At 59.6% G+C, this 25,220-nt stretch carries 20 protein-coding genes and 3 tRNA genes; 5 read left to right on the plus strand and 18 right to left on the minus strand.

The annotated features are described in order from the left end of the window. Positions 1-117: 117 nt before the first annotated feature. Positions 118-203 (minus strand) — tRNA-Leu (locus DTQ13_RS00625). Between the two features lie 92 nt (positions 204-295). Here DTQ13_RS00625 and lipB point away from each other — a divergent pair. Continuing rightward, complete coding sequence (gene lipB / locus DTQ13_RS00630) at positions 296-988, plus strand: lipoyl(octanoyl) transferase LipB (RefSeq protein WP_043561142.1); 693 nt, start codon at positions 296-298, stop codon at positions 986-988. On the opposite strand, the gene DTQ13_RS00635 is transcribed toward lipB, so the two are convergent. Further along, a complete protein-coding gene (locus DTQ13_RS00635; RefSeq protein WP_227449710.1) occupies positions 972-1,604 on the minus strand; it encodes an outer membrane lipoprotein carrier protein LolA in 633 nt (210 codons plus the stop codon). The two genes, lipB and DTQ13_RS00635, sit on opposite strands and share 17 nt — an antisense overlap. Next, a complete protein-coding gene (locus DTQ13_RS00640; RefSeq protein ID WP_227431452.1) occupies positions 1,601-1,882 on the minus strand; it encodes a BolA family transcriptional regulator in 282 nt (93 codons plus the stop codon). The genes DTQ13_RS00635 and DTQ13_RS00640 overlap by 4 nt, the downstream gene beginning before the upstream one ends. A gap of 142 nt (positions 1,883-2,024) precedes the next feature. On the opposite strand from DTQ13_RS00640, the gene DTQ13_RS00645 reads away from it, so the two are divergent. The 4 genes from DTQ13_RS00645 (at position 2,025) to DTQ13_RS00660 (ending at position 6,512) form a co-directional block, all read left to right on the plus strand. Then, positions 2,025-2,633 (plus strand): J domain-containing protein, encoded by a 609-nt coding sequence (locus DTQ13_RS00645; RefSeq protein ID WP_043561138.1) that lies wholly within the window; start codon positions 2,025-2,027, stop codon positions 2,631-2,633. A 127-nt stretch (positions 2,634-2,760) separates the two neighbouring features. Further along, on the plus strand, positions 2,761-3,729 hold the full coding sequence (locus tag DTQ13_RS00650) for an AAA family ATPase (protein WP_043559934.1): 969 nt from the start codon (positions 2,761-2,763) through the stop codon (positions 3,727-3,729). 5 nt (positions 3,730-3,734) lie between these two features. Beyond that, positions 3,735-5,561, plus strand: coding sequence for a cobaltochelatase CobT-related protein (locus DTQ13_RS00655; RefSeq protein WP_081563220.1), 1,827 nt, complete (start codon positions 3,735-3,737; stop codon positions 5,559-5,561). A gap of 54 nt (positions 5,562-5,615) precedes the next feature. Further along, positions 5,616-6,512, plus strand: coding sequence for a hypothetical protein (locus DTQ13_RS00660; RefSeq protein WP_248460746.1), 897 nt, complete (start codon positions 5,616-5,618; stop codon positions 6,510-6,512). 39 nt (positions 6,513-6,551) lie between these two features. Here DTQ13_RS00660 and dnaE read toward each other — a convergent pair whose 3' ends face one another. From dnaE to DTQ13_RS00735, 15 genes are all read right to left on the minus strand, one after another. Then, a complete protein-coding gene (dnaE, locus tag DTQ13_RS00665) occupies positions 6,552-9,980 on the minus strand; it encodes a DNA polymerase III subunit alpha (RefSeq protein WP_086431448.1) in 3,429 nt (1,142 codons plus the stop codon). 47 nt (positions 9,981-10,027) lie between these two features. Further along, on the minus strand, positions 10,028-10,726 hold the full coding sequence (locus DTQ13_RS00670) for an ABC transporter ATP-binding protein (RefSeq protein ID WP_043559924.1): 699 nt from the start codon (positions 10,724-10,726) through the stop codon (positions 10,028-10,030). Next, entirely contained in the window at positions 10,719-11,966 is a 1,248-nt protein-coding gene (locus tag DTQ13_RS00675; RefSeq protein ID WP_043559921.1) for a lipoprotein-releasing ABC transporter permease subunit, read from the minus strand. Before DTQ13_RS00675 ends, DTQ13_RS00670 begins: the two co-directional genes overlap by 8 nt. A 2-nt stretch (positions 11,967-11,968) precedes the next feature. Further along, positions 11,969-13,285 (minus strand): proline--tRNA ligase, encoded by a 1,317-nt coding sequence (proS, locus tag DTQ13_RS00680; RefSeq protein WP_192848252.1) that lies wholly within the window; start codon positions 13,283-13,285, stop codon positions 11,969-11,971. A 12-nt stretch (positions 13,286-13,297) separates the two neighbouring features. Further along, positions 13,298-14,956, minus strand: a complete 1,659-nt coding sequence (locus tag DTQ13_RS00685) for a ribonuclease J (RefSeq protein WP_043559916.1) — start codon at positions 14,954-14,956, stop codon at positions 13,298-13,300. An 18-nt stretch (positions 14,957-14,974) separates the two neighbouring features. Next, entirely contained in the window at positions 14,975-15,808 is an 834-nt protein-coding gene (locus DTQ13_RS00690) for a type III pantothenate kinase (protein ID WP_043559914.1), read from the minus strand. Between the two features lie 10 nt (positions 15,809-15,818). Further along, the gene (locus DTQ13_RS00695; RefSeq protein WP_192848253.1) at positions 15,819-16,568 is read right to left on the minus strand and encodes a biotin--[acetyl-CoA-carboxylase] ligase; all 750 of its coding nucleotides are present in this window, start codon (positions 16,566-16,568) and stop codon (positions 15,819-15,821) included. A gap of 20 nt (positions 16,569-16,588) precedes the next feature. Continuing rightward, positions 16,589-16,663, minus strand: a tRNA-Val gene (locus DTQ13_RS00700). A 91-nt stretch (positions 16,664-16,754) separates the two neighbouring features. Beyond that, entirely contained in the window at positions 16,755-17,042 is a 288-nt protein-coding gene (locus tag DTQ13_RS00705; protein ID WP_043559910.1) for an HU family DNA-binding protein, read from the minus strand. Between the two features lie 126 nt (positions 17,043-17,168). Next, complete coding sequence (gene lon, locus DTQ13_RS00710; RefSeq protein WP_086431452.1) at positions 17,169-19,772, minus strand: endopeptidase La; 2,604 nt, start codon at positions 19,770-19,772, stop codon at positions 17,169-17,171. Positions 19,773-19,943: 171 nt separating this feature from the next. Continuing rightward, positions 19,944-21,206, minus strand: coding sequence for an ATP-dependent Clp protease ATP-binding subunit ClpX (clpX, locus tag DTQ13_RS00715; RefSeq protein ID WP_043559908.1), 1,263 nt, complete (start codon positions 21,204-21,206; stop codon positions 19,944-19,946). A 69-nt stretch (positions 21,207-21,275) separates the two neighbouring features. Beyond that, positions 21,276-21,917, minus strand: coding sequence for an ATP-dependent Clp protease proteolytic subunit (locus DTQ13_RS00720; protein WP_043559905.1), 642 nt, complete (start codon positions 21,915-21,917; stop codon positions 21,276-21,278). 149 nt (positions 21,918-22,066) lie between these two features. Continuing rightward, positions 22,067-23,395: a trigger factor gene (tig, locus tag DTQ13_RS00725; protein ID WP_248460754.1), complete on the minus strand. Its 1,329-nt coding sequence runs from the start codon at positions 23,393-23,395 to the stop codon at positions 22,067-22,069. Between the two features lie 67 nt (positions 23,396-23,462). After that, positions 23,463-23,547: transfer RNA gene (locus tag DTQ13_RS00730), tRNA-Leu, on the minus strand. A 146-nt stretch (positions 23,548-23,693) separates the two neighbouring features. Continuing rightward, the gene (locus DTQ13_RS00735) at positions 23,694-25,172 is read right to left on the minus strand and encodes an NAD(P)H-hydrate dehydratase (protein WP_248460755.1); all 1,479 of its coding nucleotides are present in this window, start codon (positions 25,170-25,172) and stop codon (positions 23,694-23,696) included. Between the last annotated feature and the right edge of the window lie 48 nt (positions 25,173-25,220).

Consider the following 25,220-nt stretch of genomic DNA (forward strand, 5'->3'; position numbering starts at 1 on the left):
TAAAGTACATCTTCGATACAGGGGCCATCCCGATGCCAACAATCAGTTTTTCATGAAAAAGACGTAACACGGTGGAACCCATGTTACGGACCATATCCTCAAATTGCAGAAGAAATATGGTGCGGCCGAGAAGACTCGAACTTCCACGGGGTTTCCCCCACAAGCACCTCAAGCTTGCGCGTCTACCATTCCGCCACGGCCGCTCCGTGATCAGCAGTCCCGTTTTCCCTCGTCTGAGGCGTGACCGCTTCGGTGAAATGGCCTATAGCCCATCAAAACAGGGAGGGCAATGGTCATGACACGGTTTTATAAAGAAATTATCTGGCAGGCGGATAAAAAAACCTGCCCATATCCCGAAGCCCTGTCCTTCATGCGCCAGCAGGTGGAGGCCATCCACCATCAGCAGGCCCCCCAACGTATCTGGCTGACAGAACACCCCCCCCTCTATACCGCCGGGACCTCTGCCAGGGCTGAAGACCTCATCAACTCTCAGGGCTATCCAACGTTCGAAGCCGGACGGGGTGGCCAGTGGACCTATCACGGTCCCGGACAACGCATCGCCTATGTCATGCTGGACCTCACGCAGCCGCACGGCCCCCTCCCCGCACGGGACATACGGGCCTTCGTCCAGCTGCTGGAACGCTGGCTCATCATGAGCCTTCAGGAGCTGGGAATTGACGCCTTCACCCGGGAAGGCCGTATCGGCGTCTGGTGTTTCGATAGGGAAAGCGGGCTGGAAACCAAGATCGCCGCTCTGGGAATCCGTGTCACACGCTGGGTCAGCTGGCACGGAATTTCACTGAATGTCTCGCCACGACTCAGTGACTTTGACGGGATCATCCCCTGCGGCATCCGGGACTATGGCGTGACCAGCCTGCAACGCTTCAACCCAGCCCTACAGATGGAAGATGCCGACAGGGCCCTACTGAAAAGCTGGACGGCCCTGTTCGGCCCTGTGATCCATCCAGCTGCTACTCCGGCAGACTGAAGCTGCTTTCGGAAACAGGCTGGTTCTCCTGCACGTCGAACAGGGAGAGACCAAAATGATGGTGACGGGCATCCACCCCCTGTATGCCAACAAGGGTCAGATGGCCACGCACGTCAGAAAACTGGAGGGTCAACAGCCCCTGGGAAGGATTGTCAGCCTCTGCCACGGAAAGCTGGAGCGATTCTGTCCCACGGGAGACATTCGTCACCTGAACATCCCTGTCAAAACTGACAGGATGACGGAGCAGAAGTCCGAGCGGATTCCGCTTGAGAGAGAGGTGCGTCACGGCACCATTATCAGCATTCCGGAGGACAAACCGACCATCACGGGCCACGGCCCTCATGGCATGAGGAACCTCATACACCATCTCGAACCGTCCGGGCACATAGGTGAAATGTCCATCCCCCTGCTGCTGGGCCGGGCCATCCTGCACAAATGACGCCTGGAGGGACGACAACCCGTTGAGATAGGTCTCCACCCGACGGATATCGTGCCTGTCATTCGTGACAAGATGATCATAGCCTGATGTGGCACACCCCGTGAGACCAGAAACAGCCAACGGAGCCGCCACCATGCCGGCCCAGAACAGCAGGCTGCCTGCCATCATGCGCTTCATGGCTGGCTCTCCCCTTCCAGAGACAGGGAGAGGGCATGAAGGCCCGTCTGGAACTCCCCGGCCAGCAGGTCATTCACAAGCCTGTGTCGGGCCAGGGTCTTCATCCCGTCAAACCGGCGGCTGACGACATGCAGATGATAATGCGTCTCGCCCACCTGCTCCGGCCCCCGGCTTTCCTGGGCCTGGGTACGCATGGCTGCATGATGCCGGTGGCGTGCACTGTCATCCCGTATCTCCAGTATGGACGGGCTCAGGGCCTCCTCCAGTACTGCCCTCATGCGGTCGACTCTTTTCATCGGTTTTCTTCCACGCTCATCCACGGAGTTACAGGTTCCATCTGTCCTGCCCATAACAGGAATCTTTCCCCACCAGGAAAAGGATGCTTGCATCCATGCCAGACCTCTCCCCATATCGTCCATCATGCAATGCAAACCATCCAGACACAAAGCCTTCGCACCGGACCCGGACGCCCCCCAGCAATGCTGCGACCACCCGGACTGTGACAGGCCGGCAGGGTACCGGGCCCCCCGGGGACGGGACAACCTGCGCAGCTATTACTGGTTCTGCCTGGAGCATGTCCGCCAGTACAATGCCAGCTGGGACTATTACCGGGGCATGACGCCGGGGCAGATCGAACGCCACCTGCGGGAAGATACCTCCTGGCAGCGCCCTTCATGGAAAATGGGCACGCCAGGCAACGATTCGGCACGGGCTTCCTTCACACTGGATGATCTGCATGACCCCCTGGACATCCTGAACCGGCACCGTCGCCCTTCCCGGGCAACCGAAACGAGACGGCAGGCCCCGCCAGCCCTACGTGAGCCCCTGGCCCAGCTTGATCTTGAATGGCCGACCACGCTTGAAATCATCAAGACCCGCTACCGTGTCCTGGCACGCCGTTATCACCCTGATGCCAACAGGGACGACCCAAGAGCGGAAGAACGCTTCAAGGTCATCGGAACGGCCTACGCCACATTGCGGGACCATTTTGCCAACAGCACCGAGCAGGCAACGGCCGGAGCCGGATAGCTGCCTTGCCTTCCCTGCATCTTTTCATGACCGGGTGATTGTGTAATCGTACCTGTAGAGTCCTTAATAGGATAGACACTCATTCGGTCTTCCTTGTACCACCCTACTTAGTGACAGGAATCATGTCATGGCTCTCCCTTCAGCACAGTCCCTCTCCGAGACACTGCCCCAGACACCTGACAGCCTGAAATCCGCCCGGGAGCTGTTTGGGCTCGACCTTGATCTCGAAGTCCCTGTCTGGTCACAGAAGACGGACCATGTCCCCGAGATCGACTCCGCCTACCAGTTCGACCGGGATACGACCCGGGCCATTCTGGCCGGTTTCATGCATAACCGCCGTGTTCTGGTGCAGGGCTTTCACGGGACCGGAAAATCCTCCCATATCGACCAGATCGCCGCACGGCTGAACTGGCCCTGCGTCCGCATCAATCTCGACAGTCACATCTCCCGCATCGACCTCATCGGCAAGGACGCCATCACGCTGGAAGATGGCAAGCAGGTCACGGAATTCCGAGAAGGTCTGCTGCCATGGTGTCTCCAGAATCCATGCAGCCTGATCTTTGACGAATATGATGCCGGACGGCCCGACGTGATGTTCGTCATCCAGCGCGTGCTGGAAGCCAACGGGGCCCTGACCCTGCTGGACCAGAACCGCGTCATCCACCCACATCCGTCTTTCCGCCTTTTCGCCACGGCCAACACGGTCGGGCTGGGCGATACAACAGGGCTGTATCACGGCACCCAGCAGATCAACCAGGGCCAGATGGACCGCTGGAACATTGTCACCTCCCTGAATTACCTGCCCAAGGAACAGGAAATCCGCATCATCAAGGCCAAGATGGGCGATGCTCTGGAGGAGACCCTCATCGGCCAGATGGTGGAACTGGCCGACCTGAGCCGTGCCGGTTTCATGAACGGAGACATCTCCACCGTCATCTCCCCCCGGACGGTCCTCTCCTGGGCAGAAAACATCACGATCTTCAATGATGTTCCCTTCGCGTTCCGCCTGAGTTTCCTCAACAAATGTGATGAAGCCGAACGCAGCATCGTGGCTGAATATTATCAGCGCTGCTTCAACGCCTCGCCGCTGGGTTAAGTCTCATGTCCGATCCGCACGAACTCTTCCGCAAGGCAACTTTTGCCACGCAGCGCGCCCTGAGTGGTCATCAGGATGTTCCCATGACACCCGCTCTGGCTTCTCTGGAGCGTGCGGCTCTCACTCCCGAGGACAAGACCTATATCCGGGGGGCCACCGATGCCGTGGCCCTGCGCCAGCGTCACCACGACCCGGAAAAACGCATCACCATCCCCGATGCCCAGACCCAGACCATCACCGATGGCATGGAGCAGGCCCGTTGTGAGGTCTATGGGGCCCGCCACATGGCCGGGGTGCAGGCCAATCTGGAAGACTATCTGGGGCGGCGGCTTCATGCCCTCAACAGCGCAAAAATGATTGTGCAGGACGACATGCCCATGCCGCTCGCACTGGAACTGCTGACACGGGAGGCCCTCTCTGGCCGCAAACTGCCGGAAAGCATGACCGGGCCGGCATTGGCCGCATGGCGCCAGTCCCTTACCCCCAGGGCCCGTGAGGCTCTGGCCCGTCTGGCTGACGTGCAGAACGACCAGACACTCTTCAATGAAGCCTCCCAGCGTTTCGTGCATGTTCTTACCTTGAAGGAGACAGGCGAGGCCGAAGAAGAGCCGGACCCTTCAAAATCCCGTGGGCAGAGCCAGGACGACCAGACAGAAAGTGGCGAATCCTCTGCCCCTGACCCGGACGGGCAGGAAGAAGAAGACAGCACGGCTGAAGATGCCCAGGCAGCCCTGAGCGACGATTCCGACGAATCAGCAAACCCGGAAGGTCTGTCCTCTGATGAGATGGAAACCATCCTGACAGAGGGTGAAAATGGATACGAACAGCCAGCAGGTCCTTCTGCCCAGCCGGAAGAGGAACGGCCCTGTCCCGTAAAAGGGCTTGGGGGCTATCAGGCCTATACGCAGGAATTTGACGAAGAGGTCCATGCGAGCGATCTCTGCGACCCGGCCGAGCTGGACCTGCTCCGTGAAAGACTGGATGAGCAGCTCCAGCAGACGCAAGGTTTTGTTTCCCGTCTGGCCCATCGACTGCAACGGAAGCTGCTGGCCCAGCAGCAGCGTCGCTGGCATTTCGATCAGGAAGACGGCATTCTTGATGCAGCCCGTCTGCCCCGCATCATCAGCAACCCCTCCCTGCCACTCTCCTACAAGCAGGAAGGCAAGATCGACTTCCGGGACACGACCGTCACACTGCTGATCGACAATTCAGGCTCCATGCGGGGCCGTCCCATCACGACAGCGGCCATCTGTGGGGACATTCTGGCCCGCACGCTGGAACGTTGCGGCATCAAGGTCGAGGTTCTCGGGTTCACCACACGGACATGGAAGGGCGGAGAAAGCCGTGTGAAATGGACACAAGACGGCAGGCCACCAAAACCGGGACGGTTGAATGATCTACGCCATATCATCTACAAATCGGCAGACACGCCATGGCGGCGGGCACGCCGCAACATCGGCCTCATGCTGCGGGAAGGCCTGCTGAAAGAAAACATCGACGGCGAGGCCCTTCTCTGGGCATGGAAACGCCTGAAACACCGTCCGGAACATCGTCGTATCCTCATGGTGATTTCCGATGGCGCACCAGTCGATGACAGTACCTCCTCCGCCAATGGGCCAGAATATCTGGACCTGCATCTGCACCGTGTCATCCATCAGCTGGAAAATGATCCATCCGGGGAACTGCTGGCCATTGGCATCGGTCATGACGTCACACGATATTACGCCAACAGCGTAACCATCAGTTCAGCCGAAGACCTGGGGGACACCATGGTAGCCCAGCTGACAGCCCTTTTTGCCCCACGCTCTGCCCGGCAGGGACGGAGAGGATAATTTTCCTCTCCCCCATTGTCAGGCGCCCCGGACTCCGCCACTCTCAAAAACATCATGCGACATCATCCTGCCCGTCCTTTCCGCACGCTGGCCGCTGCAGCCAGCCTCTCCCTGCTGGCATTGAGCAGCCAGTCCCTCCTGCCCACGGCAGCGGCCGATACGCTGCCGCACCTTTCGGCGGACTGTTTTACCTACTCTCCCGGCCAGGTCATCAGGACCGGCCATGGCGTAACCATCCAGGGCATGAAAGCCGAGCTGACAGGCACGCAGCACCGCATCTCGGTCGTCTCCGCCACGGCTGTTGATCATAAGCAGAAAATGGATGAGGCCGCCCTGACCCGCCTCAATGCGGCGGTCGCCTATGCTGCCCTGACAGCCTATCACCGTGGCATGACGGATGTCTGCTCCACACAGCCTCTGCCCGAAGTGGAAGAGGTGAAAAACACCCTGCCGGAACTGCACTGGAGCGGCATCACCATGACCCGGCCAGACCGGGTCTCCACCGCCAGCTCGGCACATGTGAATGTCCTCAGCACCACACCGACCATTCATGTCGTGTTTGATGCCAGTGGTCTTCATTCCCCCGGCGCCATCCTGCTGCCACCGACCCTGTCTGGCGATGTCAGCTTCACACCAGCAGCCCAGCCCCCCTATCATCTGACCATCAACAGGTTCCAGACCGTCATCAACGGCAGCGATGTAACTGGAACGGGCACGGTCGTGGCAGGTGAAGGAACAAAAAACCTCAAGGCGGATGTTCACCTTTCCATTGGGCGGATCGGCGAAATGATCGATCGGGTCAACAGGGTAGCCCCGACAGAACTCAAAGCCGCCCTGCTCATTGCCCGCTTCATGAGCGCCAGAGAGCCCGACCACCATGTTGGCTGGCACATCGTCGTGAAGAATGGCACCGTCAAGGTCAATGGTGTCGAACTTCCCATCCCCTTCTGATGCCACAGCGCCCCGCCCTGACAGGCGGGGCTTTCTGTTTCAGGCCTGTTCCAGCTTTCTGATTCCTTCCAGTGTGTGCATCTGCTCCGCCAGACGGGGTGTGACACGATAGAAACCCGGCAGCCTGATCTCAATCGCCTGCGTCTCCTCAAGAGTAGGCAACAGCACGACACGCCCCCGCCCGCCCCTGACCTCTGCCAGCATGTCATGAAGGGGGGCCAGAGCTGCCTCATCATCAATCCAGATACGCAGCTCTCCCTGCTCATTGGCTGCGGCTGTTTCCAGGTCCTGCACGCTATTGGCCGTGATGCGCAGGGCATCTCCATCCAATTTCAGCTCCGCCTGCACCAGGACAGCCTGCCCAGCCACAAGCATGTCCCGGCAACTCTGCAATGTTTCCGAAAATAACGTGACTTCGCAGCCACCGCTGGCATCCGTCAGGGTGACCCATGCCATCTTCTTGCCGGTCTTGGTGGGACGCTCCTTCTTGTCCACCACACAGCCCGCAATGGAAACACGTGATACACCCTGATGCGCCCTGCTCTCCAGCTGGAGAGCAGGCGTGATCCCCAGTCGGCGCAGCACCTGCCTGTAAGCATCCAGCGGATGGGCACTCATATGGAACCCGATTACCCCGGCCTCATGAGAGAGACGCTCAAAATCCGGCCAGGGACGGACCTTCTTCAACCGCAGGACCTCCCGCAGGCTGCTATCGACACCCCCACCGAACAGACCGGCCTGTCCCACTTCCTTCTCCTGCGCCCGGGACTGCGCCCGCCGCAGGATGATCTCCGCACTGGCAAACACGGTGTGACGGTCTGGCTCCAGACTGTCGAACGCACCTGCCTTGGCCAGACTCTCCATCTGTATCTTGTTGATGTGCCGGGAATCACACCGTTCGGCAAAATCGGTGAGATCGCAGAACGGCTTTTCTCCACGGTCCTGCACCAGCCCTTCCATAGCCACGAAACCAACCCGCTTGACCGCTGCCAGAGCGTAGCGGATGCCCAGCTGCCCGTCCTCCATCCTCTCGATGGAAAAATCGGCCTGGGATTTATTGATGTCCACCGGCAGGACAGGGATCCCCATGCGTCTGGCTTCCTGGCAGAGAGCCGCCAGCTTTTCCGTCTTTTCCCGTGCCAGAGACATGCAGCCTGCCAGGAAGGGAACAGGATGGTTCGCCTTCATCCAGGCCGTCTGATAGGACACGAAGGCATAAGCGGCAGCATGAGACTTGTTGAAGCCATAATTGGCGAATTTGGCCATGAGGTCGAACACCTCTTCGGCTTTCTCGGCAGGGATGCCCCTCTTCGTAGCCCCTTCGCAGAAAATGGCCCGCTGTTTCTCCATCTCCGAGGCGATCTTCTTGCCCATGGCCCGCCGCAGCAGGTCGGCCCCGCCAAGGCTGTAGCCCGCCATCTTCTGGGCAATCTGCATCACCTGTTCCTGATAGACCATGATGCCGTAGGTCTCTTCCAGAATCGGGCGGATTTCCTCGTGAGGCGGCTCCCACGGTGCCCCATGCTTGCGGCGGCAATATTCAGGAATGTTTTCCATCGGGCCGGGGCGGTAGAGCGACACGCCGGCAATCAGGTCTTCCAGACGGCTGGCAGCCATCTGCTTGAGCATGTCCCTCATGCCCGCCCCTTCGAACTGGAACACACCCGCCGTGTCTCCCCGGGCCATCATCTCGAAGGTTTTCTTGTCATCCAGCGGAATATGAGAGAGGTCCACCTCTTCCCCCAGCTCCCGCAGGAAATCGACCCCCCGCTTGAGAATGGTCAGGGTCGTCAGCCCCAGAAAGTCGAACTTGACCAGCCCGGCCTGCTCCACAAACTTCATGTTGTACTGGGTGACCAGCATCTCACTTCGTGGATCGCGGTAGAGAGGCACAAGCTCCACAAGATCACGGTCCCCGATCACCACACCGGCCGCATGGGTCGAGGCGTGGCGGTACAATCCCTCCAGCTGAAGGGCGATCTCCAGCAGGCGGCGGATCATCTCATCCGTGTCCCGCATCTCCTGGAGCCGGGGTTCTTCCTCAATGGCCTGGGCCAGTGGTGTCGGTTTGGCCGGATTGTTGGGGATCAACTCCGCCACACGGTTGACCATACCGTAAGGTAGACCCAGCACACGCCCTACGTCCCGCACGGCCGCCTTGGCCTGGAGTTTCCCGAAGGTGATGATCTGCGCCACACGTTCGTGGCCATATTCATTCCGCACGTAGCGGATGACCTCATCCCGCCGGTCCTGACAGAAATCGATATCAAAGTCCGGCATGGATACACGTTCGGGATTCAGGAACCGCTCGAAAAGCAGCCCGAACGGAATGGGATCAATATCCGTGATGGTCAGCGCATAGGCTACCAGTGATCCAGCACCGGACCCACGCCCCGGACCCACCGGAATGTCATGCGCCTTGGCCCACTGGATGAAGTCCGCCACGATGAGGAAGTAACCGGGGAAGCCCATATCGGCTATGATTTTCAGCTCGGTCTCCAGCCGCTCCTCGTACTCGGCCCGACGGTTCTCCCCATCCTTCATGACAGCCAGACGTTTCTCCAGCCCTTCCTGCGCCATGGCCCGCAGGGTTTCCTCTTCCGTGCTGCCTTCACGAACTTTCGGACAGACAGGCAGGAGTGGCTTGCGGGTATTCACCGCCACGGCACAGTGACGGGCGATCACCAGCGTATTGTCGCAGGCCTCCGGCAGGTCATGGAAGAGCTTCCGCATTTCATCCGGAGTCTTGAACCATGCCTGACGGGAAACACGCCAGCGGTCTTCCTCCGCCATGGTACGCCCCTGGGCGATGCAGAGCAGCGCATCGTGCGCCTCATGCAGTTCCGGTCGAGGAAAAAAACATTCATTGGTCGCCACAAGCGGGAGGTCCAGCTCATCGGCCAGAGCGATCAGCTGCGGCTCCGTGATCTCCTCACCAGCTTCATCCAGCCGGTTGATCTCGACGGCCACATACCCCCCAAAGGCCTCCCTGAGACGCTCGAGCATCTGCTTCGCCGCAGCCCTCTGCTCCCCCAGCAGGAGCCGGTTGATCGGCCCCCGGTTGCCACCCGTCAACAGGAACAGCCCACCGGCACGGCTGCACAGCACGTCCAGCGGCATGGACGGGTCTGCCGAATCCCCATTCAGGAAGCCCTGCGTGGAAAGATACTGAAGATTCTCCAGCCCTTCTTCCGTCCGGGCCAGAACGACCAGCGGTTCCGCCGGAACACCGGGCCTGCCCGAAGCTGACGGCAGGGCCAGCTGGCACCCGATGATGGGCTGCACACCGGCCTTGCGGCAGCTCTGGGAAAATTCCAGCCCGCCAAACATGTTGCCGCTGTCCGTCAGGGCGACGGCGGGCATGGCATTCTTTTTGGCCAGCTCCACAAGCTCGGAGACACGAATCGCCCCCTGGCTGAGGGAATAGGCGGAATGATTACGGAGATGAACAAAGCTGGCATAGGACATGCCGCCCATTTACCACGCCCCCGCGCCGGGGCGGAACAGAAAACGCCCTACCCCTGAAAAGGAACGATCCGCCCTTCATCCAGCGTGACGGTACGGTCCATCGCCGCCGCCAGAGCCTCATTATGGGTGGCGATCAAAGCCGCCACGCCCTCTTCCCGCACCACACGCATCAGCTCGGCGAAGACGAGATCGGCGGTTTTCGTATCCAGATTGCCCGTCGGCTCATCGGCCAGCAGCAGGCTGGGCCGGTTCGCCAGCGCACGGGCGATGGCCGTACGCTGCTGCTCCCCACCGGACATGCGTCCCGGCAGAGCCTCCAGCCGATGGGACAGCCCAAAACGGACCAGCAGGTCTTCTGCCCGCTTCCGGGCCTCGGCAGGTTTCACGCCTGCCGCAAGCTGGGGCAGCATGACATTCTCCACGGCCGTGAATTCCCGCAGCAGATGATGGAACTGATACACGAAGCCGATTTCATCCCGCCGCAAGGCCGTCCGTCCCGCCTCGCCCAGTCTGGATGTGGCCTTCTCCCTGATAAGAACCTCTCCCCTGTCGGGGCGTTCCAGAAGGCCAGCCAGATGCAGCAGCGTGGACTTGCCCGTGCCGCTCGGGGCCACGAGGGCAACCAGCTCACCACTTTTCAGGGAAAGATCAGCCTCCCGGAGAATGTGCAGTTCTTCATCCCCGGAACGGAAGGACCGCCCCAGCTTCTCAAGCGTCAGAACCGTGGTCTGTTTCGTGTCACTCATGACGCAGGGCCTCCACCGGGTCGGTCTTCGCCGCACGCCATGAGGGATACAGCGTGGCCAGCAGGGACAGGGCCAGCGACAGCACGGCGACTTCCACAACCTGCGACCAGACCAGACGGGCCGGCAGCCGGGCCAGGAAATAGACCTCAGGATTGAACAGGTCCGTGCCCGTCAGGGATTCCAGAACGTGACGGATCCGCTCGATGTTCAGGGCGAAGCAGATGCCCAGCCCCGTCCCCACCACGGTCCCCACGACGCCAACAGACGCTCCGCACATGAGGAAAATGCGCATCACGCTGCCCCGGCTGGCTCCGAAAGTCCGCAGGACGGCGATGTCCCGTGTCTTGTCCTTGACCATCATGATGAGCGAGGAGATCACGTTGAAGGCCGCCACCAGAATGATGAGCGTAAGGATGAGGAACATCACGTTCTGTTCTACCGTCACGGCATCCAGAAAACCGTTGGCACTCTGTGTCCAGTCCAGCACCTGAAGACGGGGATCATTCAAGGCCTCCGTGATCTGGCGGCTGACCGGCCTGACATTCAGCGGGTCGGAGGTGCTGACCTGCATCAGCGAGACCCCGTCTCCCATCATCAGGAATTTCTGGGAGGCTGCCAGTGGCATGAGAATGATGTTGCTGTTGTAATCATTCCAGTTGGCATCAAAGACCAGGGCCACGTGCAGTTTCCGCACCCGTGGCATCGTGCCGAATGGCGTGGCCTGCCCGTTGGGCGAGAGAATGGTCAGCGACGAACCGACATGCAGCCCGGCCCGCTCGGCCAGCGTGACCCCCACGGCAACGGCGGAATCCCCTTGGAAGTCATCCAGACTACCTTCCATGATTCCATCGCTGAGAGCCTTCCAGTTCCGCAGGTCCTCCTGTGCCAGCCCTTCCAGCATCGCCCCGGTGGAATAACGCCCCGCCTCCGCAAGGACCGTGCCCTGCGTCATGGGCAGGACCTGCGTCACGCCGGGCACCCTGCGGATCAATGCGGCATCATCCTTGTAGTCCCGGATGACCTGCCCATAGGCATAGACATTCAGGTCTCCATGCAGGCCGAGAATCCGGCCCATGAGGTCGGCCTTGAAGCCGTTCATCACGGCCATGACGATGATGAGCGTCGCCACCCCCAGAGAGATGCCGACAAGGGAGAACAGCGCAATGACCGACGCAAAACGCTCCCCCTTGCGGGCCCTCAGATAACGCAGGGCAACCGTTCGCTCAAACCGCCCGAACATGCTCAGCCAAGCCCCAGTTTCGCCAGAGCTTCATCAAGAGGCAGTTCGCTGCGTTCGCCGGAGGCACGGTGCTTCAGCTCCACCATTCCCGCCTTGGCCCCACGGGGACCAACGATGATCTGCCACGGATGACCCATCAGGTCGGCATCATTGAATTTCACCCCGGCACGGTCGGACCGGTCATCATAGAGCAGCCCTTCCGGGTCACGGCTGTAGATGGTTTCACAGAGCTGGTCGCACAGCTCATCACCAGGGCGGAGGTTGAGCAGAACCGCCCGATAGGGAGCCACCTCTTCCGGCCAGATGATCCCGGCTTCATCATGAGACGCCTCGATGATGGCTCCGACCAGACGGGACACCCCGATGCCATAGGACCCCATGTGCGGATGCAGGGGCGCACCATCGGCACCGCTCACTTCCACACCCATGGATTCGGTATATTTCGTGCCGAAATAGAAGATGTGGCCGACCTCGATGCCCCGGCCACCACGACGGCGGTCTTCCGGCACGGCCTCCCAGGCGGAAAGGTCATGTTTTTCATCCGTGGCGGAATAGGTCGTCTTCACGATCTCACGGAGTTTCTGAAGGTCTTCCTCCTTCTGCGGGTCCAGGCCGATGCTGTCCCAGTCAATCTCGTCCCAGCCAGCATCATAGAAGACCTCACTCTCCCCTGTCGGAGCAAGAACGAGGAACTCATGGCTCAGCTCGCCACCAATCGGCCCCGTATCGGCCGCCATCGGCACGGCCTGCACACCAAGACGGCGGAAAATCTTCAGGTAGGACAGCATGATGCGGTAATAGCTGCTCACCGCATCCTCATAGGACAGGTCGAAACTGTAACCGTCCTTCATGTAGAACTCACGGCCACGCATCACGCCGAAGCGGGGGCGGACCTCGTCCCTGAACTTCCACTGGATGTGGTAGAGCATCTTCGGCAGCTCACGGTAGGATTTCACCGTGCTGCCGAAAAGGTCCGTCACCATTTCCTCATTGGTCGGGCCGTAAAGCATCTCACGCCCGTGCCGGTCCTCAAGACGCAGCATCTCCGGTCCGTACGCATCATAACGGCCGGAACGCCGCCACAGATCGGCGGACTGAACGGTCGGCATCAGGATTTCCTGTCCGCCAATCCGGTCCTGCTCCTGCCGCACGATGGTGGCGATGTTCCGCAGGACACGCAGCCCGGCGGGCAGCCACGTATAGATGCCCGAGGATGTCTGCCGCACAAGCCCCGCCCGCAGCATCAGCCGGTGTGAGGCAATCTGCGCCTCGGCGGGGACTTCTTTCAGAGTAGGCTGGAATGCCTGACTTAACCGCATGTTCTTTTTCCCTCAGACGCGCAGGAGATGGACATCAACCAGCGGACGCTTCCGCAGCTTGCGGCCGAGTGCCCGCCGCAGGGCTGTGCGTGCCACATCCCGGAAGGCCTGATCGTCCTGACGGAATTCATCAGGAATCTCATCAATGGCATAGGCGAATTCTTCACGGATGCGGGTGCTTTCAGGGTCATCCCGCTCCAGAAGACCTGGTGCACTGATGCGTGGTTCGCCAATGACATAACCCTCATCATCCACGGCAAAGCTGGCCAGCACCACGCCATTGAAAAGCATCCGGCGACGGGCCGCCAGCACACCACCCGTCATGGGCAGAAGGCGGTCACCATCCAGAGCCAGAAGGCCCGTCGGAGCCGTATCGACCACCTCGACCGGCCCCGGCCCCAGATTGAGGATGTCACCATCCTCCAGCAGCACGGCCTCAGCACCGGCCTCACGGGCCAAAGCCCCGTGGGCTGTCAGATGGCGCCATTCCCCATGGGTGGGAATGCTGTAACGGGGGCGAACAAGGCTGTAGAGATGGCGGATATCCCCACCCGTTGCATGGCCGGATGTATGCACCATGCCATCCTTGTCCGTCAGCACGGTCACGCCACGGCGTGTCAGATTGTCCTGCACCGTCATGACGGCCTGCTCATTCCCCGGAATGACACGGGAGCTGTAAATCACCGTGTCCCCTTCCCCCAGGGAAATGGTGGAATGGGTATCACAGGCGATACGAGACAGAGCGGAGCGGGCCTCACCCTGGCTCCCCGTAATGATCATCAGCAGGTTTTCATCAGGAACATCCTTGATGTCATATTCCGTCAGGAAAGGCGGCAGATCGGCAAAGTAGCCACATTCCCGGGCGGCGGCCTCCAGATTGCGCAGGGAGCGTCCCACCACCATCACCTCACGGCCAGAAGCGAGCGCAGCCTTGGCGATGCTCTCCACACGGGCCACGTTGCTGGCGAAGCACGTCACGGCCACACGTCCTTCCAGCCCGGCGATCATTTCCGTCAGGCCGACACGGACATCCGCCTCAGACTGGGACCGCCCCTCCTTCATGACATTGGTGCTGTCACCCACCATGGCCAGCACGCCTTCATCACCCAATGCACGGAAGGCATCCTCATCCGTCACGGGACCGACAAGTGGAGTCGGGTCCAGCTTCCAGTCCCCGGTGTGAATGACAATGCCATACGGACTGCGAATGGCGACGGACTGGGCTTCCACAATGGAGTGGGTTACCGGGATGAACTGGAGATCGAACGGCCCGACCTCAAACCGGGAACCCGGCATGATGATGTGGATGACGACCTGGTTCTGAAGGTTCGCCTCGCTCAGCTTGCGCCGCAGCACGGCTGCCGTGAACGGCGTGGCGTAGACAGGACAGCGCATCTGCCGCCAGAGGTGGGCTACAGCCCCCACATGGTCCTCATGGGCGTGGGTAATGACCAGCCCGTGCAGACTGTCTTTCCGTTCTGCGATGAAGGTCGGATCGGACATCAGCACGTCGGCTTCCGGCGTATCATTGCCGGAGAAGCCGATGCCACAATCGATGGCCAGCCAGTGTTCCTCACCATTTTCGCGCAGGCGGTACAGGTTGAAATTCATGCCGATCTCGCCCGTCCCTCCCAAGGGAAGGAAGGCAAAATCACTCTTCTGGTCTGTCATAAACGCATCAGTTCCTGTTCAAGAATTATCAGGGTGCCCGAAGGCGGTATGGGCCTGTTGCCCGGAAAAATCGGTGATGAAACGGTCCCTGTTCTGCCCGGCCAGGAGGCGCAGTCCCTCCAGCGTCAGGTCGGGTGCCACTTCATCAAATAACGTTGTCCCCTCGGAGAAGAGCGGAGCCAGACCGCCCGTCGCCACAACCCGGGGACGTCCATCCATCTCACCGGCAATGCGGTGAACAATCCCTTCGACCAGACCTACATACCCCCAGAAGAGGCCTGATCGCATCGCAACACTTGTGCTGCGACCTATTGCTTCCACCGGCCGGCCAACACTGACACGGGGCAGACGGGCCGCTGCCTGATGCAGGGCATCCATCGAGAGATTGACCCCCGGTGCAATCGCTCCACCGCAATAGCGGCCCCGAGCATCGACAACATCGAAGGTTGTCGCCGTACCAAAATCCACAACCACCAGCGGGCCCCCGCCGTAAAGCTGCCGGGCGGCGAGGCCGTTCAGCAGGCGGTCAGCCCCAAGCTCTGCCGGCGTATCCACCAGCACATCCATGTTCCAGTCCAGCTCATGATTGGCCACAAGAGGCTCCACATGCAGCCAGCTACGGCACAGGCGCCGCAGATCATACAACGCAGCCGGAACCACCGTCCCGATAATGGCCTGCGTTACACAATCCGGGCCCAGACCTGCCCGTTCCATCAAGGCCAGCAGCCAGACGGCATATTCATCCGCCGTTCTGCGATCATCCGTCGAGATGCGCCAGCGTCCTACCCATGCCTCGCCATCATGAACGGCAAAAACCACATTTGTATTGCCAGCATCAATGACGAGCAGCACATCCCCTCCCTTACTCACAGATCACATCACCCGTCACGACCGAGGTCATGCCACCATCGTCCAGTGCGAGCAGAAGATGTCCCTGCGCATCAAGCCCGGCGAATTGTCCTGCTACTTCCCTACCATGTCTTCGAAGGATCAGTCGAGTACCCAGAGGATGAGCACGCTCCATCCAGCTCTCCCAGATCACACCGTTGCCCTCACGCTGCCAGCGTTCCATCCATCCATCGAACGCTCGCACGATGGCCTGGGCGCAGGCCTGGGCATCCGGCGGAGAGCAGACCTCGGAAAGGGCTGCGAGTGTCCGGCCTTCCATGATCGGAGCCTGCCGCAGATTGGCCCCCATGCCTATGACCGCCCAACAGGGCAGCCCCTCTGCCCCGGCTGCCAGAAAACCGGTTTCAATCAGAATACCTGCCATTTTCCGGCCTGAAAGCAGAAGATCGTTCGGCCATTTCAGCCATAGCGAGGCTGAAGCCTCCCCCGACAGATCCGCTGCGGCCACGAGCCCATCACGAAGGGCCAGAGCCACCATATAGGGCAGAACCGCCCGCATGGCCTGATTTTCGGAAAAACGGAAAAGAAAGGAAAATGCCAGATTTCCCTCGCCACTCTGCCAGCTGCGCCCCCGGCTTCCCCGGGCTGCGCTCTGTCGCTCTGCCACAACGGCCAGCCTGTCTTCTTCGCCGGCTTCAGCCCGTTTCCGACAGAGATCGGAAGTGGATGCCAGCGTTTCATGATATTCGAAACGCCAGGTCATAAAAAAACTTGAATGTAAGATGGTGGGCAATGACGGGATCGAACCGCCGACCCTCTCGGTGTAAACGAGACGCTCTACCGCTGAGCTAATTGCCCGCCCCGGTTTATAGGCAAAAGCCTCACGGAGCGCAACGGGGAATTCTCATTTTTTTCAGAAATTTATCTTCCCCGTTTCCACGATGCCAGCTTACTTGCTGACGGCATCCTTCAGGCCCTTGCCCGGCTTGAAACGCACGGACGTGGAAGCCGGAATGTCGATCTCTTCACCCGTACGCGGGTTGCGGCCCTTGGCAGCCTTGCGGGTGGCTGTCACGAAGCTGCCAAAGCCTACCAGGCGAACTTCCTGCCCCTTGGCCAGGGTCTTCTCGATGGTGCCGAACACGGCATCCACGACATCACCAGCCTTCGCCTTGGGAAGATCAGCGGCCTCGGCAACGGAAGCAATGAGTTCCTGCTTGTTCAGAGGTTTCTCCATGGTAAGCCTTTCAACGTTTGGTGAGACAGCCTCGCAAAGAGGCCAGAATCACATATTGCGATTTACACCTGCACTATGAAGCGGTTTTCGTCCGCGTCAACAGCCTGAAGCCAAGAATACCCTTACTTAATGTTGAATTGAGCGAGAAATTCCTTCCCCGTTCACTTTCTTGGCACTCCTGCCCGCCATCTGCCCCGCTGCCAAAGCCTTCGGCGGCTCTGTCAAGGCAATATTCAGCACTTCATCCATATGCTGGACGGGAATGATCTGTAACCCTTCTTTCACATTTTCAGGAATCTCAGCCAGGTCTTTGACATTCATTTCCGGGATGAGAACCGTCTTGATGCCAGCCCGCAGAGCTGCGAGCAGCTTCTCCTTCAACCCACCAATCTCCAGAACACGGCCACGCAGGGTCACCTCCCCCGTCATGGCAACATCATGCCGGACCGGGATGCGTGTCAGCACACTGACGAGAGACGTGGTCAGCGCTGAACCCGCAGAAGGGCCATCCTTCGGCACGGCCCCCTCTGGCAGGTGCACGTGAATGTCCGTTTTCTCAAGCACGGCCGGGTCGATACCGAATGTCTCGGCACGGGACTTCACATAGGAGAAAGCCGCAGACACGCTCTCCTTCATCACATCACCAAGCTTGCCGGTATGACGGATCGTGCCCTTGCCCGGCATGGTCAGGCTCTCGATGGTCAGGATCTCTCCGCCAACCTGTGTCCAGGCCAGGCCCGTCACGATACCGATCTGATCCTCCTGATCAGCCTCACCATGACGGTAACGTGGGACACCGGCATAAACCTCCAGCGTCTCTGGCGTCACCTCGATCTTTTTCACCTTGCCAGACAGAATCTCACGCACGGCCTTACGCGCCAGACGGGCGATCATCCTCTCCAGACTGCGCACCCCGGCTTCCCGTGTATAAGACCGGATAAGCGCCAGAAGAGCCTCGTCTGTCACGTGCCATTCACCAGGCTTCAGATTATGCTCTTTCGCCTGCTTGGCCAGCAGATGCCTCTTGGCGATCTCCAGCTTCTCCTGTTCCGTATATCCAGAAAGGCGGATGATCTCCATGCGGTCCAGCAACGGCTGGGGCATGTCGAGAGAATTGGCCGTGGCGATGAACATGATATCAGAAAGATCATATTCCACCTCGAGGTAATGGTCCCCGAACGTGTTGTTCTGTTCCGGGTCCAGCACCTCCAGCAGGGCGGAAGACGGATCCCCCCGCCAGTCCGACCCCAGCTTGTCCACCTCATCCAGCAGGAAGAGTGGATTGCTTACCCCGGCCTTCTTGATACCCTGGACAATCTTGCCCGGCATGGCACCGATATAGGTCCGTCTGTGACCACGTATCTCGGATTCATCCTTCATCCCCCCAAGGGAAATGCGGACATATTTCCGCCCTGTCGCCCTGGCGATGGACCGTGCCAGAGAGGTCTTGCCAACACCCGGAGGGCCAACCAGACAGAGGATCGGCCCCTTCAGCTTCTTCGCACGGCTCTGGACGGCCAGATACTCGAGGACACGTTCCTTGATCTTCTCCAACCCATAGTGATCAGCTTCAAGAACGTCTTCTGCCTTCTGGAGGGATTTTGCCAGTTTGGAGCGTTTCTTCCATGGCAGGCTGACCAGCCAGTCCAGATAACTGCGGACCACTGTGCCCTCGGCAGACATGGGGCTCATGCTCCGCAGCTTTTTCAGCTCGCCACGGGCCTTCTCCCTGGCTTCCTGGCTTAGCCCCTGCGTTTCGATCTTCTCTTCGATCTCGGCAAGTTCGTCACGGCCATCCTCGCCTTCACCCAGTTCTTTCTGAATGGCCTTCATCTGCTCATTCAGATAATACTCCCGCTGGGTTTTCTCCATCTGCTTCTTCACACGGCTGCGGATACGCTTCTCCACCTGAAGAACGTCTATTTCCGCTTCCATCCCCGCAAAGACACGCTCCAGCCTCTCCTCCACGGAGAGGGTTTCCAGCAGCTCCTGCCGTTCCGGAATCCGCAGGTTGAGGTGGCTGGCAATCGTATCCGCCAGACGGGACGGATCCTCCAGATGGCTGACCGAGGCCAGTACCTCCGGCGCCACCTTCTTGTTCAGCCGGGCATAATCCTCAAACCGTTTTACGGCAGAACGGGCCAGAGCTTCACGTTCCCCACCACGGGCACCCAGCTCATCGGGAAGGTCTTCCACAGAGCTCTGAAAATAGCCATCCTGCTCCTTCAGGCCAACAAGACGGACACGGCGCAGCCCTTCCACCAGAACCTTCACCGTACCATCGGGCAATTTCAGAAGCTGGAGGACGCTGGCAACCGTCCCGATGCGGAACACATCATCAACAGTCGGCTCATCTTTGCCCACATCTTTCTGGGACACGAGAATGATCTCACGGACATCCTCCGGCATCTGCTCCAGAGCATGGATTGATTTCTCACGTCCCACAAAGAGTGGAACAATCATGTGTGGGAAGACGACAATATTCCGCAGGGGCAGCACCGGCATGACAGGCGCTTCCTTCCGGGGCGACTGAGCGGCCACTGTAGCCTTGCCGCTTTCAGCCTTGGAGGACGCAGCCTTCCTGCGAGGAGCCGCAGAAGCCTTGGCCTCTCCATCTTTACGGGTAGCAGACGTGGAAGCCGTACGCCGCGTCCGGGCGACGCTACCCTTGTCGGCATCCTTGGCAGCAGTCTTGCGGCGGGCTGTCTTTGGTTTCTTTTCGTCACTCATGCTTCAGGATCTCCATAACGGACGATCAAACCCCCGCCGCCCTGAAAAAGTGGCACGGCAAGGGGCTCTTTCATTCTGTATCTCTATGTGGGGTATCAAGGCACAAGGGACAATACCCCTGTCGCTGCGAAGCGCTGGCAGATGATGGAAATCTGCCAGCGTCCGCCTCTTTCAGTCCGCCTGTTTTTCTTCCTCAGCCTGCTGGCCGTGAACATAGACAGGCTCTGCACGGCCTTCCGCCACATCCCGGGTGACGACAACCTTGTCGACATTCTTCCGGCCTGGAAGGTCAAACATCGTTTCCATCAGGATTTTTTCCATGATGGAACGCAGACCCCGGGCCCCAGTCTGCCGCTCGATGGCACGGGCAGCAATCCCCTTGATGGCCTCTTCCTCAAACTCCAGCTCCACCCCTTCCATCTGGAAGAGACGCTGATACTGCTTGACCAGAGCATTTTTCGGCTCTGTCAGAATCTGGACGAGAGCGGCCTCATCAAGGTCATTCAGCGTGGCGATGACCGGCAGACGACCAATGAATTCCGGAATCAGGCCGTATTTCATGAGGTCTTCCGGCTCGATATCCTTGAGGATATCTCCCAGCTTGCGGTCATCCTCGGAGCGCACATCCGCCCCAAAACCAATGCCACTGCCCTTGCCACGAGCACTGATGACCTTGTCCAGCCCGGCAAAGGCCCCGCCACAGATGAAGAGCATGTTGGTCGTATCGACCTGCACGAACTCCTGCTGCGGATGCTTGCGCCCTCCCTGCGGAGGAACGGAGGCCACCGTGCCTTCCATCAGCTTCAGCAGAGCCTGCTGCACGCCTTCACCAGAGACATCCCGGGTGATGGACGGATTCTCCGCCTTGCGGGAAATCTTGTCGATCTCATCAATATAGACAATGCCACGCTGGGCACGTTCAACATTATAGTCACAGGCCTGAAGCAGCTTGAGGATGATGTTCTCAACATCCTCTCCCACATAGCCAGCTTCTGTCAGTGTCGTGGCATCGGCCATGGTGAAGGGAACGTCCAGAATGCGGGCCAGTGTCTGGGCCAGCAGGGTCTTCCCCGTTCCCGTCGGACCGATCAGCATGATGTTGGCCTTGCCGATCTCGACATCACCAGCCTTTTCGGACTGCTCCAGCCGCTTGTAATGATTATGCACCGCCACCGAAAGCACCTTCTTGGCTTCACTCTGGCCAATGACATAATCATTGAGTATCTGGCAGATTTCCCGTGGAGTTGGCACCCCTTCACCACTGGTCACAGGGCCTGTGTTCCGCTCCTCACGGATGATGTCCGTGCACAGTTCAACACATTCATTACAGATGAATACGGTTGGCCCGGCAATGAGTTTCTTCACCTCATGCTGGGATTTCCCACAGAATGAACAATAAAGCGTATTCTTTGAATCGCTATCTTTTCCGCTCATTACAGCTCCTCAAACCCGTATGGGAGACGGGTATGTTCAGACCCCTGAATGCCCTGTTCAACAATCAGATCAGGCCCTTTTCTTCTCCGCGGGATGACGTGTCACAACCTCATCCACCAGCCCGAACTCCTTGGCCTCCGCAGCAGAGAGATAACGGTCACGCTCCAGCGCCTCCTCGATTTCCTCCAGCGCACGCCCTGTATGCTCACGGTAGATCTCATTCAGCCGGCGACGGATATGCAGGATTTCACGGGCCTGAATTTCGATGTCCGAAGCCTGCCCCTGCGCTCCACCGGAAGGCTGGTGGACCATGACACGGGCATTGGGCAGGCAGAAACGGCGGCCCGCCTCACCGGCAGCCAACAGCAGTGACCCCATGGACGCAGCCTGACCGATACAGACCGTGCTGACCGGTGAACGGATATACTGCATGGTGTCGTACATCGCCAGACCGGCAGAGACGACCCCGCCAGGGCTGTTGATATAGAAAGAGATTTCCTTGGTCGGGCTGACACTCTCAAGGTAGAGCAGCTGCGCACAGATCAGAGACGAGACCTGGTCATAGACCGGGCCTGTCAGAAAAATGATACGCTCCTGCAAAAGCCGGGAATAAATGTCGAAAGAGCGCTCACCCCTTGAGGTCTGCTCCACCACCATTGGAACAAGAGTGTTATTGAACACGTCCAGAGGATTACGGTCTTCAATGCCCATAGGTATTTTCCTTTACAACTCCCCCTAGCCTAGCACACCCTCTTTGCCCGTGTCTTCGCACAGAATGGACTAATATCAGAGGAATCTTCCTGCCAAGAGCAAAAAAAAGGGGCAGCGGCTGCTGCCCCTTCCTTCCTCAGATGCAGCAATCAGTCAGCATCCGGAATGTTGGCCAGTTCCTCTGCCGTCACTTCCTTGTCGGTCACTTCAGCCAGCTCGATCAGATAATCGACGACCTTATCCTCAAGGATTGGCCCGCGCAGGTTATCGATGGCCTGAGGATTCTTCGTAAAGAACTCGAACACGGCCTGCTCCTGCCCCGGGTACCGGCGAGCCTCCTGCTGCATGGCAGAGAGCAGCTCTTCCTGCGAGACCTGGATGTCCTGCTTGCGGCCAAGCTCGGCCAGAAGCAGACCCAGCTTCACACGACGCTCGGCAATCCTGCGATAGTCGGCCCGCAGGGTTTCCTCATCCTTGGCAGCATCCTTCTCATCAAGGCTGCCATTCTTGCGCTCAGCCTCGATACGGCTCCAGATCTGGCCAAACTCGGCATCCACCATGCTCTGCGGGGCCTCAAAGTCAACCTTCTTGGACAGGATGTCCAGCAGGTCCCGCTTGATGCGCATACGGGAAAGCTGCTTGTACTCGCCCTCTGCCTGCTCGGCAATCAGCTTGCGCATCTGCTCGACGCTCTCCAGCCCCAGAGACTTGGCAAACTCATCATCAATCGTCGGATCGACCGGCTTCTTCAGCGCATTGGCCTTGATCTCGAATGTAGCTTCCTGACCGGCGAGCTCCTTGGCCTGGTAATTCTCCGGGAAGGTCACCGCGATCGTGCGTTCCTCACCCGGCTTCATGCCTTCCATCTGCTCGGCAAAACCGGGGATGAAACCAGCACCGCCAATCTCGACATTGACATCCTCGGCCGTGCCACCATCAAACGGCACGCCATCCTTCTTGCCAACGAAATTGACGTTCAGCACATCACCCTTGCCAGCCGGACGGCTCTCATCCACCGTCTCGAACTTGCGGTTGCGCTGGGCAACCTCGGCCAGAGCCTTGTCCACAACCTCATCAGCAACCTTGGCACTGTAGCGGGTCAGCTTCGTGCCTGCCATGTCCGGGGTCGGGATTTCCGGCAGGATTTCCATCTCCAGCGTGAATTCGAAGGGCTTGCCCTCAGTTCCACCAGAAACGATCTCAACCTTCGGCTGCATGGCCGGGCGAATGTCACGCTCTTCCAGCAGGGACTTCACGCTCTCCTGCACCAGCTTTTCCGTCACTTCCGCCTGGACGGATTCACCAAAGCGCTGCTTGACGACGGAGGCCGGAACCTTGCCCGGGCGGAAGCCGGGAAGCTTCACATCACGAGCCACTTCAGCCAGACGGGCATCGCAACGGCCCTGCAGGTCAGCAGCGGGAATAACTACGGTGAAGGACCGCTTCAGGCCTTCGGTGAGTGTGGGCGTAACCTGCATGAAACCGCTATTCCTTCTCTATGACAAGGGGATCATCAACATTGTTGTACTCAGGAGGAGACTGCCTTGGTGCGGGCGGAGGGACTTGAACCCCCACAGCTTGCGCCACCAGAACCTAAATCTGGCGTGTCTACCAATTTCACCACGCCCGCATGAACCATACGACCTGTTCTCCAGCATCCGCACCCCCTGACAGGCAGGCACGGACCCTTCATCAGTCTGCGGATTTAGCGCATGAGACAGGCATCGGCAAGGGTTTCTCTTTGCAAAGATGTCATTTCTGCCATGGGCGGTCCTGTTATTCTGCCCTCACGCACACACTGTCCCCTTCAGGCCTCTTGGAAGCCGCATGCCGGGCTGCCCCCAGCTCTCCAAAAAGGTCTTCCGGTACGATCCAGCCTGCTTTCCTGCGGGCAGCACGCCGTCCTGCCTCACCATGAACCCAGACAGCCGCAGCAGCAGCCTCCCAGGCGGGCAGCCCTGCGGCAAGAAAGGCCCCGACAAGCCCACTCAGCACATCCCCTGCCCCGGCAATGGCCAGAGCTGGCGTGGCGTGGACGTTGATGGACGAACGGCCATCCGGAGCCGCAATGACCGTATCAGCTCCCTTCAGAACAACCACGACACCCAACCGGGCTGCAGCCCGCCGTGCGGCCTCCAGACGGCTCCCCTCCACCTGCCCGAAAAGGCGGGAAAACTCACCCATGTGCGGCGTCATGACGGAAACCCCCTTCAGTCGCTCGGGGTGCCCGGCCGCCCATGACAACGCACCGGCATCAGCCACGATTGTTCGACCAGACTTCTGAAGGCATGGCAGTGTCCGCTCCACCTCCTCCAGACACAGGCCGGGGCCACAGACCCAGACGTGCCGGCGCTCATCCTCCAGCGCCTGCTCCATGGGCTGTGCATCCACAATAGCAGCCGGTGAAGCGAGTCGGTACAGCGTGGCAGCCTCGGCTGGCACCGTAAGGCGGACAAGCCCGGCACCGACATGCCGGGCTGCCTCGAACGCAAACAAGGCGGCACCGTGCATGGCAGCACCACCACAGATGCTTACCACGCCCCGTCTGTATTTGTGGTCCCCAGGCCTCTGCGCCGGGAGCCGCCATAAACCCGGTGCATTCTCCCACAGCCGGACACTCTCCATCTGGATCATGGCAGCGGCAGGCGCCGCCAGATCGACGCAGACAACCTCACCACAGAGCGACCGCCCCGGTTCCAGCAGATGGCCCGGCCTTTTGCGGATCAGGGCAATGGTCATCCGGCAGGCTGCCACACGCCCCGAACACGCCCCTGTAGCACCGTCCAGACCAGATGGAACGTCAATGGCAATGATCTGCCGTGCCGCAGCAAAGAAATCTTCGACACATTCCGGCAGGGACCGGTTCATGCCAGCACCGAATACGGCATCAATCACCAGATCAGCCCGTCGGGCCTCTTCCTGCGTGAAAGCCACTACCGGCCCATGCCAGCGCTTTGCCATCCTGTCAGCCAGACTGCCAGGCTCAGGCGGATGCAGCACCGCCACGGACACAGGCCAGCCACGCTCGGCCAGATGACGGGCCAGCACATGGCCATCGCCCCCATTGTTCCCTGGCCCACAGGCCACCAGAACCCGGCAGGGCCGGACATGCTGGCAGACAGCCCGGGCAGCCATCATGCCAGCTCTCTCCATGATTACAGGCAGAGTCGATGCCATGGCATGATCCATCCGCCGTGTATCCTCAGGAGCCAGAAGAGCCTGCGACAGGGCTTCCTGATACGGAAAACAGGACATAATGGAATCTTCCCTCTATAAGACGTGGCCAATCACTCAGTTACACGT

This window comes from Parasaccharibacter sp. TMW 2.1888, assembly GCF_023167265.1.
Classification (GTDB): Bacteria; Pseudomonadota; Alphaproteobacteria; order Acetobacterales; family Acetobacteraceae; genus Bombella; species Bombella apis.

Bases quoted from the DNA above. Each gene is read 5' to 3' on its own strand.
- DTQ13_RS00685 (WP_043559916.1), bottom strand. From the start codon at position 14,956: ATGACAGACCAGAAGAGTGATTTTGCCTTCCTTCCCTTGGGAGGGACG.
- DTQ13_RS00660 (WP_248460746.1), top strand. From the start codon at position 5,616: ATGCGACATCATCCTGCCCGTCCTTTCCGCACGCTGGCCGCTGCAGCC.
- DTQ13_RS00670 (WP_043559924.1), bottom strand. From the start codon at position 10,726: ATGAGTGACACGAAACAGACCACGGTTCTGACGCTTGAGAAGCTGGGG.
- lipB (WP_043561142.1), top strand. From the start codon at position 296: ATGACACGGTTTTATAAAGAAATTATCTGGCAGGCGGATAAAAAAACC.
- DTQ13_RS00705 (WP_043559910.1), bottom strand. From the start codon at position 17,042: ATGGAGAAACCTCTGAACAAGCAGGAACTCATTGCTTCCGTTGCCGAG.
- clpX (WP_043559908.1), bottom strand. From the start codon at position 21,206: ATGAGCGGAAAAGATAGCGATTCAAAGAATACGCTTTATTGTTCATTC.
- DTQ13_RS00645 (WP_043561138.1), top strand. From the start codon at position 2,025: ATGCAATGCAAACCATCCAGACACAAAGCCTTCGCACCGGACCCGGAC.
- lon (WP_086431452.1), bottom strand. From the start codon at position 19,772: ATGAGTGACGAAAAGAAACCAAAGACAGCCCGCCGCAAGACTGCTGCC.
- DTQ13_RS00635 (WP_227449710.1), bottom strand. From the start codon at position 1,604: ATGAAGCGCATGATGGCAGGCAGCCTGCTGTTCTGGGCCGGCATGGTG.
- tig (WP_248460754.1), bottom strand. From the start codon at position 23,395: ATGCAGGTTACGCCCACACTCACCGAAGGCCTGAAGCGGTCCTTCACC.
- proS (WP_192848252.1), bottom strand. From the start codon at position 13,285: ATGCGGTTAAGTCAGGCATTCCAGCCTACTCTGAAAGAAGTCCCCGCC.
- DTQ13_RS00655 (WP_081563220.1), top strand. From the start codon at position 3,735: ATGTCCGATCCGCACGAACTCTTCCGCAAGGCAACTTTTGCCACGCAG.
- dnaE (WP_086431448.1), bottom strand. From the start codon at position 9,980: ATGTCCTATGCCAGCTTTGTTCATCTCCGTAATCATTCCGCCTATTCC.
- DTQ13_RS00720 (WP_043559905.1), bottom strand. From the start codon at position 21,917: ATGGGCATTGAAGACCGTAATCCTCTGGACGTGTTCAATAACACTCTT.
- DTQ13_RS00675 (WP_043559921.1), bottom strand. From the start codon at position 11,966: ATGTTCGGGCGGTTTGAGCGAACGGTTGCCCTGCGTTATCTGAGGGCC.
- DTQ13_RS00695 (WP_192848253.1), bottom strand. From the start codon at position 16,568: ATGACCTGGCGTTTCGAATATCATGAAACGCTGGCATCCACTTCCGAT.
- DTQ13_RS00640 (WP_227431452.1), bottom strand. From the start codon at position 1,882: ATGAGGGCAGTACTGGAGGAGGCCCTGAGCCCGTCCATACTGGAGATA.
- DTQ13_RS00735 (WP_248460755.1), bottom strand. From the start codon at position 25,172: ATGTCCTGTTTTCCGTATCAGGAAGCCCTGTCGCAGGCTCTTCTGGCT.
- DTQ13_RS00650 (WP_043559934.1), top strand. From the start codon at position 2,761: ATGGCTCTCCCTTCAGCACAGTCCCTCTCCGAGACACTGCCCCAGACA.